The sequence below is a fragment of the Leisingera sp. S132 genome (genome assembly GCF_025144465.1).
GTDB lineage: Bacteria > Pseudomonadota > Alphaproteobacteria > Rhodobacterales > Rhodobacteraceae > Leisingera.
In genome coordinates, this window is the sequence record NZ_CP083553.1 from 931264 (window position 1) to 943386 (window position 12123).

At 64.1% G+C, this 12123-nt stretch carries 14 protein-coding genes; all 14 read right to left on the minus strand.

Features of this window, described 5'->3' with window-relative positions; all coding sequences use genetic code 11:
* Window position 1: 1 nt before the first annotated feature.
* Window positions 2-925 carry a sulfite exporter TauE/SafE family protein gene (locus K3725_RS04565; protein WP_260017670.1) on the minus strand — a complete coding sequence of 308 codons (924 nt, stop codon included), beginning with the start codon at window positions 923-925 and terminating at the stop codon, window positions 2-4.
* A gap of 123 nt (window positions 926-1048) precedes the next feature.
* The gene (locus K3725_RS04570; RefSeq protein ID WP_260017671.1) at window positions 1049-1972 is read right to left on the minus strand and encodes a sulfite exporter TauE/SafE family protein; all 924 of its coding nucleotides are present in this window, start codon (window positions 1970-1972) and stop codon (window positions 1049-1051) included.
* Between the two features lie 380 nt (window positions 1973-2352).
* The gene (locus tag K3725_RS04575; RefSeq protein WP_260017672.1) at window positions 2353-3318 is read right to left on the minus strand and encodes an ABC transporter permease; all 966 of its coding nucleotides are present in this window, start codon (window positions 3316-3318) and stop codon (window positions 2353-2355) included.
* Window positions 3318-4412, minus strand: coding sequence for an ABC transporter permease (locus tag K3725_RS04580; protein WP_260017673.1), 1095 nt, complete (start codon window positions 4410-4412; stop codon window positions 3318-3320). Before K3725_RS04580 ends, K3725_RS04575 begins: the two co-directional genes overlap by 1 nt.
* Window positions 4413-5942: an ABC transporter ATP-binding protein gene (locus K3725_RS04585; RefSeq protein ID WP_260017674.1), complete on the minus strand. Its 1530-nt coding sequence runs from the start codon at window positions 5940-5942 to the stop codon at window positions 4413-4415.
* Window positions 5939-6292: a nuclear transport factor 2 family protein gene (locus K3725_RS04590; protein ID WP_260017675.1), complete on the minus strand. Its 354-nt coding sequence runs from the start codon at window positions 6290-6292 to the stop codon at window positions 5939-5941. The genes K3725_RS04585 and K3725_RS04590 overlap by 4 nt, the downstream gene beginning before the upstream one ends.
* 17 nt (window positions 6293-6309) lie before the next feature.
* Window positions 6310-7305: a BMP family protein gene (locus K3725_RS04595; RefSeq protein WP_260017676.1), complete on the minus strand. Its 996-nt coding sequence runs from the start codon at window positions 7303-7305 to the stop codon at window positions 6310-6312.
* Window positions 7306-7461: 156 nt separating this feature from the next.
* Complete coding sequence (locus K3725_RS04600; RefSeq protein WP_260017677.1) at window positions 7462-7887, minus strand: GNAT family N-acetyltransferase; 426 nt, start codon at window positions 7885-7887, stop codon at window positions 7462-7464.
* Window positions 7880-8476 carry a tRNA (adenosine(37)-N6)-threonylcarbamoyltransferase complex dimerization subunit type 1 TsaB gene (tsaB, locus tag K3725_RS04605; RefSeq protein ID WP_260017678.1) on the minus strand — a complete coding sequence of 199 codons (597 nt, stop codon included), beginning with the start codon at window positions 8474-8476 and terminating at the stop codon, window positions 7880-7882. Before tsaB ends, K3725_RS04600 begins: the two co-directional genes overlap by 8 nt.
* 21 nt (window positions 8477-8497) lie before the next feature.
* Window positions 8498-9064, minus strand: coding sequence for a NifU family protein (locus K3725_RS04610; RefSeq protein WP_260017679.1), 567 nt, complete (start codon window positions 9062-9064; stop codon window positions 8498-8500).
* A 69-nt stretch (window positions 9065-9133) separates the two neighbouring features.
* Window positions 9134-9733, minus strand: a complete 600-nt coding sequence (locus tag K3725_RS04615; protein WP_260017680.1) for a 2-hydroxychromene-2-carboxylate isomerase — start codon at window positions 9731-9733, stop codon at window positions 9134-9136.
* A gap of 21 nt (window positions 9734-9754) precedes the next feature.
* Window positions 9755-10210 (minus strand): universal stress protein, encoded by a 456-nt coding sequence (locus K3725_RS04620; protein ID WP_260017681.1) that lies wholly within the window; start codon window positions 10208-10210, stop codon window positions 9755-9757.
* 144 nt (window positions 10211-10354) lie between these two features.
* Window positions 10355-11218 (minus strand): branched-chain amino acid aminotransferase, encoded by an 864-nt coding sequence (locus K3725_RS04625; protein WP_260017682.1) that lies wholly within the window; start codon window positions 11216-11218, stop codon window positions 10355-10357.
* A gap of 223 nt (window positions 11219-11441) precedes the next feature.
* Window positions 11442-11936 (minus strand): VOC family protein, encoded by a 495-nt coding sequence (locus K3725_RS04630; protein ID WP_260017683.1) that lies wholly within the window; start codon window positions 11934-11936, stop codon window positions 11442-11444.
* Window positions 11937-12123 lie beyond the last annotated feature (187 nt).

The following is a 12123-nucleotide window of genomic DNA, read 5'->3' on the forward strand; positions in this document are numbered from 1 at the left end:
ATCAGTGGCCTCCTGCGTCGCCGAGCGAGTATAGCTCAGCCGGTTGCAGCAGGAGGTCGAGGCCCAATTTCGCGCAGACCGCAATGACCATCAGCGCCAGCAGGATGCGAAGCTGTTCTGCCTTGAGGTAGACACCGATGCGGGTGCCGATCTGGGCACCGATAACACCGCCGACAAGCAGGAGAACCGCCAGCACGATGTCCACCGTATAGTTGGTTGTGGCATGCAGCATGGTGGTGAAGCCAGTGACCAGGATGATCTGAAACAGCGATGTGCCGACAACCACCTTGGTTGGCATGCCGAGGATATAAATCATCGCAGGCACCATGATGAAACCGCCGCCGACCCCCATGATCGCGGCCAGGATACCAACGCAGATGCCAACCAGAACGGGCGGGATCACCGAGATGTAGAGGCCCGAGGTGCGGAACCGCATCTTGAACGGCAGCGCATGCACCCAGCCGCGCTGGCGCCGGGCTGCGGGCGCGGCGCCGCCCGCCTTCTTGGACTTGCGGATCGCATTCAGGCTTTCGATGAACATCAGCCCGCCGACCACGCCCAGGAAAACGACGTAGCAGAGCTTGACCAGCAGGTCGACCTGGCCGAGCGCCTTGAGGTAGTTGAACACCACCACCCCGAGCGCCGCGCCCATCAGACCGCCGGCCTGCAGCACCAGACCCATCTTGATATCGACCGTCCGCCTTCGGAAATGCGCCAGCACGCCAGAAAAGGAAGAGGCGACGATCTGGTTCGCCTCGGTGGCCACCGCCACTGCGGGCGGGATGCCGATGAAGAACAAAAGCGGCGTCATCAGGAAGCCGCCGCCAACTCCGAACATGCCCGAGAGAACCCCGACCATTCCCCCAAGGCCCAGGAGAAGGAAGGCATTCACTGAGACCTCAGCTATGGGAAGGTATATCTGCATGTTCTTTGTTAGACCGCAGTCATATCAAAAATCAATGATCTATGCCGCTCTGCAGCGTGCAGGACTGATTTGCAGTTGCAAACTGGACTTATTGCAGCCTGAGGTCTGCCGCATTTGCCTGTATCAGGGCAGGTTCAGAACGGTCAGGGAAAACAGGTCAGCCGGTTCAAGCAGCAGTTCGAACCCGATCTTGATGGACACTGACAGCACCAGCAGCGCCAGCAGCACCCGCAGCTGTTCCGCCTTCAGTTTGGCGCCGATCACGGTGCCAAGCTGGGCGCCCGCAACGCCGCCAATCAGCAGGAACAGCGCCAGCACCACGTCGACAGTGTAATTGGTGGTTGCGTGCATCACCGTGGTGAAGCCGGCGACAAAGATGATCTGGAAAAGGGAGGTGCCGATCACCACTTTGGTCGGCATTCCAAGGATGTAGATCATCGCAGGCACCATGATGAAGCCGCCCCCGACGCCCATGATTGCCGAAAGGATGCCGACGCCAAAGCCGACCAGCGCGGGCGGGATCACAGAGATATAGAGACCAGAGGCCTTGAACCGCATCTTGTAGGGGAAGGCATGCACCCAGGACCGCTGGCGCCGCTTGTAGGCGGGGGCGCCGCCGGCCTGCCGCGCCTTGCGGATGGCGTTGACGCTTTCGATAAACATCAGCGCGCCGATCACTCCGAGGAACAGCACATAGCACAGCTGCACCGCCAGATCGACCTGGCCCAGCTGCTTGAGCCAGTTGAAGACCGCCATCCCCAGTGCTGCCCCCATAAGGCCGCCGCCCAGTAGAACGTACCCCATCTTGAGGTCCACTGTGCGGCGCCGGAAATGCGCCATCAGGCCGGACACGGACGAGGCCACCACCTGATTGGCAGAAGTGGCCACTGCAACCCCCGGCGGGATGCCGATCAGGAACAAGAGCGGCGTGATCAGGAAGCCGCCGCCAACCCCGAACATGCCCGACAGCACCCCGACGGCACCGCCAATGCCCAGAAGCAGCAGAAAATTGACCGAGACCTCGGCGATGGGAAGGAAGATGTGCATGCGGTCTTACAGCAACTGCGGCGCGCGTGGTCAACCGGCCGGGCGGCACTGCTGCAAACAGGACCGACAGCGGGTCTTGATCTGGACTTAAGGGTAGAGGGGCTCCCGCGCCTGCAGGAGAAGGGTCTTGCCCTTCGCCTTGGCAGCCTTGGGCCGGGCACCGCACTGTGTGCGGTGTGAAGGTTTCCCGCTGACAAGCCTCTGAGGGGCAGGGCTGCCCCTCAGCTGGCCTGGACGAGTGTGCTTTCGGCTTTGCCGCGTCAAGGGTGAACGGTGCTTGCGCGCCGCAGTGTCGCGGCCCATGACCCTGAAAGTACAAAGGGCGGAAAAGAAGAACGCCCGGCGCAGGGCCGGGCGTTTTACTGTTTTTGGCGCGGTGCTTATCGCTCTTTCACATAGGGTTCGCCGCCGGCGCGGGGCGGGATAGCCTTGCCGACGAAACCGGCCAGGATCACCACTGTCAGCACGTAGGGCAGCGCATCCATTGCCTGCACCGGGATGGTGATGCCGCCCAGCTCAATGTTTTGAAACCGCAGCGCAATTGCCTGCAGCAGGCCGAACAGCAGGCAGGCACCCATCGCGTGCCAGGGCCGCCACTTGGCAAAGATCAGCGCCGCCAGGGCGATGAAGCCGCGGCCCGCGGTCATGTCCTTGACGAATCCCGCCTGCAGGGCAGTGGCCAGATAGGCGCCGGCAATGCCGCACAACAGGCCGCAGATCATCACGGCTGCATAGCGCAGGCCGACAACCGAGACGCCCGCAGTGTCCACGGCAGCAGGGTTTTCACCGACTGCGCGCAGGCGCAGGCCGAAGCGGGTGCGGAACAGCACCCACCAGGTGGCGGGCACCGCCAGAAAGGCGATGTAGACCAGGACCGAATGGCCGGAGAGCAACTCAGCATAGACCGGACCCAGAACCGGCACGCCCGACAGGCTGTCGGCAAAGGGCAGGTCAAACGGGGTGAAGCGCCCGCCGCCGATCAGCGACGGGGTGCGGCCGCCCTGCTGGAACCAGTCCTGGGCAATCAGCACCGTCATGCCTGCGGCCAGGAAGTTGATCGCCACGCCGGAGATCAGCTGGTTGCCGCGGAAGGTGATCGAGGCCACCCCGTGCAGCCCCGCCAGCACCAGCGAGGAACCGATGCCGGCCAGCAACCCCAGCCAGACATTGCCGGTGACGGCAGCAACGGCGGCAGAGAAGAAGGCGGCCATCAGCATCTTGCCCTCAAGCCCGATGTCGAAAATGCCTGCGCGTTCGGAGAACAGACCCGCAAGGCAGGCCAGCAGCAAAGGCGTGGCCAGGCGGACGGTGGAATCCAAGAGCTGGATGATCGTCAGGAAGTCCATCAGTTCTGCCCCTTCCGCATCATCAGGAAGATCCGCTCCAGCGGCATCCGCACCATATTGTCGAGCGCGCCGGTGAAGAGGATCACCAGGGCCTGGATCACCACGATCAGCTCGCGCGGGATCGAGGTCCAGAGCGCCAGCTCGGCGCCGCCCTGGTAGAGGAAGCCAAAGAGGATCGCCGCCAGGAACACGCCGAACGGGTGGTTGCGCCCCATCAGCGCCACCGCGATGCCGATGAAGCCGGCGCCTTCGGTGGCGTTCAGGACCAGCCGCTCTGCCTCGCCCATCACGTTGTTCACGGCCATCATCCCGGCCAGCGCGCCGGAAATCAGCATCGCGATCATGATGGTGCGGACCGAGGAGATACCGGCATAGCGCGCGCCCGGCTCGGACTTGCCGAGGGAGCGGATTTCATACCCCAGCGGCGTGCGCCAGATCAGCAGCCAGACAAACAGGCAGGCGCCGACGGCCACCAGAAGGCTGACGTTGGCGGGTGCGGATTTCGAGAACTCGATCCCGACCGGGGCCAGCAGTTCATGCAGGGAGGGCAGATGCACGGCCTCGGGGAAGCGTTTAGTGGCCGGATCCATCGAGCCCTCGGGGCGCAGCAGGTTCACCAGCACATAGTTCAGCACCGCGGCGGCGATGAAGTTGAACATGATAGTGGTGATCACGATATGGCTGCCGCGCTTGGCCTGCAGATAGGCCGGGATCGCGGCCCAGGCCGCACCGAAGAGGCCCGCGCCAAGCGCCGCAAAGACCAGCGCCAGCGTCCAATGCGGCCACGGGATCAGCAGGCAGACCAGCGCCACGCCAAGCCCGCCTAGCATCGCCTGGCCCTCGCCGCCGATGTTGAACAGGCCCGCATGGGCGGCAATCGCCACCGCAAGGCCGGTGAACATGAAATTGGTGGCGTAGTAGAGCGTGTAGCCCCAGCCATAGGTGGAGCCCAGGGCACCATCGACCATCAGCTTGACCGCGGCGACCGGGTCTTCGCCGATCCCCAGGATCACCAGCGCCGACAGCAGCGCGGCCAGCACCAGGCTGATCAGCGGGATCAGGACCACATCGGCCCATTTCGGCATCTTGTCCATTTACGCGGCCTCCCCCGCGACACCGGCCATCATCAGGCCCAGTTCTTTCTCATCGGTCTGATCGGCAGGCCGTTCGCCCATGATCATGCCGTCAAACATCACGGCGACCCGGTCGGCGAGCGACAGGATTTCCTCCAGCTCGACCGAGACCAGCAGGATCGCCTTGCCCTGATCGCGCAGCTCGACGATCTGCTTGTGAATGAATTCGATGGCGCCGATGTCGACGCCGCGGGTCGGCTGGCCGACCAGCAACAGGTCGGGGTTGCGCTCGATCTCGCGGGCCACGACGATTTTCTGCTGGTTGCCGCCGGAGAAATTCTTGGCCGCCAGCCAGGGATCGGGCGGGCGGACGTCGAATTTCTCCATCTTGGCCTCGGTATCGGCGCGCAGCGTTGCGTTGTTCATCAGCACGCCGTTTTTGTAGGCCGGATCCCGGTGGTAGCCAAAGGCGACGTTTTCCCAGGCGTGGAAGTCCATGATCAGGCCTTCGCGCTGGCGGTCCTCCGGCACATGGCCGATATGGGCTTCACGCCGCGCGGCGGCATCCGAGCCAAGTCCCTGCAGGGGCAGGGGATTGCCGTGCAGTTTGATACTGCCGGTGCCGGGGCGCATGCCGCCCAGTACCTCCAGCAGCTCCGACTGGCCGTTGCCTGCGACGCCGGCGATGCCGACGATCTCGCCCGCGCGGACCGTGAGGTCGATGCCCTTGACGCGCTCGACCCCGGCGCTGTCCACCACCCGCAGGTTCTCGATCTCCAGGATCGGGGCGCCGGGCTGGGCGGGGACTTTGTCGACGCGCAGAAGCACCTTGCGGCCCACCATCAGCTCGGCCAGATGCTCAGGGCTGGTCTCAGCCGTTTTGACAGTCGCGGTCATCTGTCCGCGGCGCATGACAGACACCGTGTCGGTGTATTCCATGATCTCCCGCAGCTTGTGGGTGATCAGGATGATGGTCTTGCCTTCGGCGCGCAGCCGGTCGAGGATGCGGAAAAGCTGGTCAGCCTCAGAAGGCGTCAGCACCCCGGTGGGCTCGTCCAGGATCAGGATCTCAGCCTTGCGGTAGAGCGCCTTGAGGATCTCCACCCGCTGCTGCATGCCGACGCCGATCTCGTCAATACGGGCGTCGGGGTCCACGAACAGCTCGTATTCCTCCTCCAGCGCCTTCAGCTCCTTGCGGGCACGGCGCAGCGAGGGCATCAGCATGCCGCTGTCCTCGGCTCCCAGCACGATGTTTTCCAGCACGGTGAAATTCTCCACCAGTTTGAAGTGCTGGAACACCATGCCGATGCCTGCGGCAATCGCCGCCTGGCTGTCCGGAATCGCAGTCTTCTTGCCCTTGATCCAGATTTCGCCTGAATCGGCCTTGTAGAAGCCGTAGAGGATCGACATCAGCGTCGACTTGCCCGCACCGTTTTCACCGATGATGCCGTGAATGGTGCCGGGGGCGACGCTGATGGAGATGTCCTTGTTAGCCTGGACCGGGCCAAAGGCCTTGGAAATGCCTTTGAGTTCGATGGCGGGGGCGGTCAATCGGGCTCTCCCATGCCTGTAAATCCGATCAGCCGCACCACCTTGCCGTCCTTCAGATCGGCAAAGTACTGGCCGCGCACCATGCGCTGTCCGTCCTTCTCGAAATCCACTGTGGCGCGTGCGTGGCCGTGGTGTTCCGAGACGGCAACCACCTTGGCCGCGGCACCCGGCATCATCGCGCTGAACTGCGCAATGTATTCCAAGTAGCCGTCGCGGGAGGTGATGGGGGCAGGGGTGTTGGGATCGGAATAGTAGAAATCTGGCCCGATGGCCGCGTCCGTTTGTGCAGCACGCGTTTCGGGCGATGGGTCGCCCCAGGCCGCAAACAGAATATGCAGTGACTCCGTCATGGCCTGGGGCTTTCTCTTTAGAAGCTCAGCGCAGGGCAGCTGTCGTCGGACATGTAGTCATGCACCTTGATCTCGCCCGAGGCGATCTTGGCTGCAGCGTCGTCCACAGCCGCCTGCATGTCGGCAGAGACCAGGGATGCGTTGTGCTCATCCATGGCATAGCCGACGCCACCGTTGGCCAGGCCCATGACAGAGAAGCCGGTCTCCATGTCCGGACCGTCCTGGAACGCCTCATAGACGGCGTTGCCGACCTTCTTGGTCATCGAGGTCAGAACCTGGCCCGGATGCAGGTGGTTCTGGTTGCTGTCGACGCCGATCGACAGGATGCCTTCGTCGGCCGCGGTCTGCAGCACGCCGACGCCGGTGCCGCCGGCCGCGGCATAGACCACGTCAGCGCCCTGGCTGATCTGCGCCTTGGTCAGCTCGGACCCCTTGACCGGGTCGTTCCAGGCCGCCGGGGTGGTGCCGGTCATGTTGGCGATCACGGTGGCGTCCGGGTTGGCTGCTTTGACGCCCTCGGCATAGCCGCAGGCGAACTTGCGGATCAGCGGGATGTCCATGCCGCCGATAAAGCCCACGGTGTTCGATTTGGACGCCATTGCGGCCATCATGCCAACCAGATAGGAGCCTTCATGTTCGTTAAAGACAACCGAGCGCACGTTGTCGCCTTCGACAACCATGTCGATGATGGTGAACTTGGTGTCCGGATAATCGGCAGCCACCTGGCCCAGGGCATCGGCAAAGGCAAAGCCGACCATCACGATCGGGTTGGCGCCCGCTTCGGCAAAGCGGCGCAGCGCCTGCTCGCGCTGGGCTTCGGACTGCAGTTCGATCTCGCGGTAGCTTTCGCCGGTCTCTTCGGCCCAGCGCTGGGCACCGCCGTGCGCGGCCTCATTGAAGCTCTTGTCGAACTTGCCGCCCAGATCAAAGATCAGCGCCGGTTCCGCCAGCGCGGCGCCTGCGGTCAGGGCCAGCGTCGCGGCTGCGCCCATCAGCGGTTTCATCAGGGTCATCAGGTTAACTCCCACTGTCATTATTTGTTGGATGCAGCGGGGATTTTCCGCTGCCCGGCCCCGTTCAGGCCTTAGAGGGTGCGGCAATTTAGCCTGCAGGGCAGGGAGGGGGTCAACCGCTTTTTGACCATTTGGTGCGAAATCCGCGCAACTGGCCTAGCGTAAAGCTTTTCTCATCAGGATTGCATCCGCCGGATTGGCGTCTTTGCGGCGGTAATACCCCGTCCGGCGCCCGCATTCGGCGAATCCGCAGGCGCGGTAAAGGGCCTGTGCGGGTGCATTGTCTTCGGCGACTTCCAGAAACGCTTCCGCCGCACCGCGCGCGCGGGCGAGTGATTCCCAGTCCAGCATGCAGGCCCGGGCCAGCCCTTGGCGCTGATGAGCGGGGCCTGTCGCGATGGTCAGAAGTTCAGCTTCATCTGCAATTGCCCGCACCAGGGCAAAACAGCGGGCATCGCCGGCGGCAAACACCAGCGGGCTGTCCAGCAGCGCGGCAAACTCCGGTGCCGACCACGGCCGCGCCTGTGTGAAAGCCGCAGCATGGGTGGCGGCCATCTCTTCCGGTGTCAGGGGGTCACTCATCAATCAGCGCCGGCGGCACGTCGCTGGAGGGCGCCGCATCAGCGGCGCGCAGGTACAGCGGCGCAGGCGGCTCGGTCACGGTTTCAAACCGCGCCGCTGCAATGCGCGCAATCGCTTCGGCAATCCCCGGCGGGCTCGCCTCGGGCGCAAACGCCAGCCCGGCACCGCGGGCGGCCTCCGCAGCCTCCTGGCGCGGCATCAGACGCGGTGCTTGGCCCGGCAGCGCGGCATAGACCTGATCGCGCGGGGCAGGCACCGCGGGCAAAGACCCGTCCGCCGCGCGGGCCTCAAACCCGTCGACGCCCACTGCCGGCACTTCCAGCCCCAGCGCCAGCCCGCGGGCGGCGGAGACCGCAATGCGGATGCCGGTGAAGTTGCCGGGGCCGATGCCCACGCCGATGGCGTCGAGGTCTGCCCATGCGGCACCGCCCTCCGACAATACCTCTTCCAGAAGCGGCATCAGCCGTTCGGCCTGACCCCGGGTCATTTCTTCCAGCCGGGAGGCCAGCACCACATCGCCGCGCAGCAAAGCGGCCGCGCAATGCGCGGCCGATGTGTCAAAACCCAGAACCAGCGGTTCGGCAGCCATCAGATGTCCTTTCGTGCGCGGTCAGACGGCAACCGGGCGCACTTCGGTGACTTCCGGGATGTAGTGGCGCAGCAGGTTTTCGATGCCCATCTTCAGGGTCAGGGTCGAGGACGGGCATCCGGCGCAGGCACCCTGCATATGCAGGTAGACCACGCCGCGGTCAAAACCGTGGAAGGTGATGTCGCCGCCGTCCTGTGCCACAGCCGGGCGCACCCGGCTGTCCAGCAGTTCCTTGATCTGGTCGACGATCTCGGCGTCCTCGCCGGAATGTTCCGCATGTCCCGAGGCCGGGCTTTCAGAACCGTCTGCCATCACCGGCTGGCCGGACTGGTAGTGCTCCATTACCGCACCCAGGATCGCGGGTTTGATGTGGTCCCATTCGACGCCTTCAGCCTTAGTCACCGTGACGAAGTCATTGCCGAAAAACACACCGGTTACGCCTTCAACCGCAAAGATGCGGGAGGCCAGCGGCGATTTGCCAGCGGCGTCTGGGCTGGGGAAGTCGGCAGTGCCGACCTCCAGAACGGTCTGGCCCGGCAGGAATTTCAGCGTCGCCGGGTTGGGCGTGGATTCAGTCTGAATGAACATGTCGGGTCTCCGTTAAGCGTGCCCCCGATATGCGCTCTGCAGCCCGCCAAGTCAAGATTTGGAACGATTCTAAATCGCATTGCCAGTGGTGTGCTCCAGCGCCTGCTCCAGCCGGTCATCGCCCCAGAACTGTTCCGTCCCGCTGGTAAAGCTGGGCGCGCCGAAAATGCCTGCGTTCATGGCCTCTTCGGTCTGGTCCCGCAGCGCGGACTTGATCTCCGGCGCCTGCGCCCGCTGCATCAGGCTGCGATCGAGACCGGCCTTGGTCAGGCAGTCCTGCAGGACAGTTTCATCTGCGATGTCTTTACCCGCGCCAAACTGCGCTTGGAACACCGCCTTGGCGAAAGGTTCAATGCGGTTCTCTTCGGCCGCAGCCAAAGCCAGCCGCGCCGCGGTCAGCCCGTTCTGCGGGAACACGTCCGGGCGGCAGAAGGGCAGGCCGCGGGCCGCGCAGATCCGCTCCATGTCGCGCCACATATAGCGGCCCTTGGCCGGATAAATGTTGAAAGGGGAGGTGTCCCAGCCCTGGGCGGCAAAAATAGGCCCAAGCAGAAACGGCTTCCAGGTAACCGCAACGCCGCGGGCGGCAGCCATTCCGCCGATACGCATCACGCTCAGATAAGAGTAGGTGGAGGCGAATTCGAACCAGAAAATGATCCTGCCGCTCATCGCCTCTGCCGTCCCTTCTGGTCAGGTGATCGCTTCCAGCTTTTCCTTGCTCAGGTCGCCGGGCACAATGGTGATCGGCACCGGCAGGGCGCCGGAGTTCTTGGTGAGCTGAGTGACCAGCGGTCCCGGTCCCTTACGGCCGGTGCCAGCGCCCAGCACGAGAACGCCGATTTCCGCATCGCCCTCGATAAAGTCGAGGATTTCCGGCACCGGTTCCCCCTCGCGGATCACCAGTTCGGGGTCCACGTTCTGGCGGTCGCGCATCCATTTGGCAAAAACCTCAAAATGCGCGTGGATGCGCTCGCGGGCTTCCTCGCGCATCACCTCGCCGACACCGATCCAGTGGTTGAACTCATCCGGCGGGATGACCGACAGGATGGTAACGCCCGCGCCGGTATGCGCCGCCCGCATCGCGGCAAAGCGCATGGCGTTCAGGCATTCGCGGCTGTCGTCCAGGACCACAAGGAATTTGCGCATCTTCGCTCTCTCGTTGTTGCACCGCGGATCATGGCGCAAGCGGGCCAATCAGGCAATAGAGCCAACGCGCCGTCATCGCTGCGTATTTCTGGCCCTAGACTTTCTGCCGGATAGGATTGCCTTGTCCCGGTGGAACGGACGGATTTACAGCTGGGTGGCGGCCCAGTCCCAATAAAGGTCCCGTACCCGTTTGGCCACGGGGCCGGCCTGGTAGCGGCAGTCGTCAAAGGCGGTGACGGGCGTCACCTTGCTCATGTTGCCGGAGAGAAAGATCTCGTCCGCCCCCTCGAAATCCTGATATCCCAGCACGCATTCATGCACGGTGATGCCGTCAGCACGCATGTTGCTGATATGGCGCGCGCGTGTGATGCCCGCCAGGAAGGTTCCGTTGGGGACCGGGGTGAAGACCTCGCCGTCGCGGACCATGAAGACATTGGTGGTGGCGGTTTCGGCGACATTGCCCAGGGCGTCCAGCACCAGCGCGTTGCTGAACCCTTTGCTGCGCGCCTCCCGCAGCATCCGGGCATTGTTGGGATAGAGGCAGCCCGCCTTGGCATTCACCACCGCGCTTTCCAGCACCGGACGGCGGAAACGGGTGCGGGTCAGCGTGGCAGAGGCCTCGGGCGCCGCCATCGGTATTTCCTCCAAGCAGACAGCGAACCGTGTGCTGTCCGCCTTGGGCGCAATCAGCGTCTCGTCGCCGTCGGCGGCCCAGTACATCGGCCGGATATAGACCGCGGCGCCGGGGGCAAACCCCTCCAGCCCGTCGCGGATGATCTCCGTCATCTGCGCTGCGGAAAGGGTCGGCGTCATCATCAGTGCCTCGGCTGAGGCATTGGTGCGGGCGCAGTGCAGGTCCAGGTCCGGAGTTCTGCCGTCAAAGAAGCGCGCGCCGTCAAAAACGGAGGACCCCAGCCACATCGCATGGTCCGCAGCCCGCATTACGGCCGTATTGCCATCCTGCCAGCTGCCATCGAAAAATGTGCGGATATTGCGGCCAACAGCCATGGTTCTGCCTCCTTCTGCTTGCCGCAAGGGTAGGCAGGCAAAGGTCAGAGGTCCAGACCTGACAGAGCGCCCCCAAGCCGGTGAAGTGGCACTGAAGAAGCGTATTTTTGTATTTTTTACAGTGCTTTGAGCGGTTCCTTGGTGCGATTTTACGTCGCGTCGGTTAAGTCAGTATGTCTGACCAATTGTTTCGCGCGCGAAACATTCGGACAGAATGGCTGACCTACTCAACCTCCGCGAGCATCGCCTGCAGGTCCAGCGCTTCGGTTCCCATGGCGAGGCTGCCGTCAGCTGCCCGCGGCCACTCCATTTCCGGCCGGTCGCGGTAGAGCTCCACCCCGTTGCCATCCGGGTCGCGCAGGTAGATGGCCTCGGAGACGCCGTGGTCGGCTGCGCCCTCGAGCGCGATGCCCGCCTCCAGCACCCGGCGCAGCACCGCGGCCAGGCTCTTGCGGTCCGGCAGCAGGATGGCGGTGTGGTAGAGGCCGGTCATGTTCGGTGCCGGGGCCGGGCCGCCGTGCGACTGCCAGGTGTTGAGCCCGATGTGGTGGTGGTAACCGCCGGCCGACAGGAAGGCGGCGGAACTGCCCAGCCGCTGGGTTACGTCAAATCCCAGCACGCCGCTGTAAAACCCGATTGCCCGTTCCAGGTCCGACACCTTGAGGTGGACATGGCCGATGCGGGTGCCTGCGGGCAGGGGGTCAGTTCCGGTGCTCATGACAGTCTCCAATTGCTTGCTTCCGGCAATATGGAGGCGGCGCGGCGCTGGTTCTATTCCGCAAGGCTGCACCCTTTCCCTGTGGATTTGCACAGCCTGGCACTGCGGCACGGCCTGCGCGCCGCCAGGCGCGCCGGGCCCAACCGGGCCTGCGCATCTGTGATGCGCGGCAGCCCGGGCGGGAGAG

Coding starts and splice junctions, on each gene's coding strand:
- K3725_RS04570 (WP_260017671.1), bottom strand. CDS start 1,972: ATGCACATCTTCCTTCCCATCGCCGAGGTCTCGGTCAATTTTCTGCTG.
- K3725_RS04565 (WP_260017670.1), bottom strand. CDS start 925: ATGCAGATATACCTTCCCATAGCTGAGGTCTCAGTGAATGCCTTCCTT.
- tsaB (WP_260017678.1), bottom strand. CDS start 8,476: ATGGCTGCCGAACCGCTGGTTCTGGGTTTTGACACATCGGCCGCGCAT.
- K3725_RS04630 (WP_260017683.1), bottom strand. CDS start 11,936: ATGAGCACCGGAACTGACCCCCTGCCCGCAGGCACCCGCATCGGCCAT.
- K3725_RS04625 (WP_260017682.1), bottom strand. CDS start 11,218: ATGGCTGTTGGCCGCAATATCCGCACATTTTTCGATGGCAGCTGGCAG.
- K3725_RS04600 (WP_260017677.1), bottom strand. CDS start 7,887: ATGAGTGACCCCCTGACACCGGAAGAGATGGCCGCCACCCATGCTGCG.
- K3725_RS04615 (WP_260017680.1), bottom strand. CDS start 9,733: ATGAGCGGCAGGATCATTTTCTGGTTCGAATTCGCCTCCACCTACTCT.
- K3725_RS04590 (WP_260017675.1), bottom strand. CDS start 6,292: ATGACGGAGTCACTGCATATTCTGTTTGCGGCCTGGGGCGACCCATCG.
- K3725_RS04575 (WP_260017672.1), bottom strand. CDS start 3,318: ATGGACTTCCTGACGATCATCCAGCTCTTGGATTCCACCGTCCGCCTG.
- K3725_RS04595 (WP_260017676.1), bottom strand. CDS start 7,305: ATGACCCTGATGAAACCGCTGATGGGCGCAGCCGCGACGCTGGCCCTG.
- K3725_RS04610 (WP_260017679.1), bottom strand. CDS start 9,064: ATGTTCATTCAGACTGAATCCACGCCCAACCCGGCGACGCTGAAATTC.
- K3725_RS04620 (WP_260017681.1), bottom strand. CDS start 10,210: ATGCGCAAATTCCTTGTGGTCCTGGACGACAGCCGCGAATGCCTGAAC.
- K3725_RS04580 (WP_260017673.1), bottom strand. CDS start 4,412: ATGGACAAGATGCCGAAATGGGCCGATGTGGTCCTGATCCCGCTGATC.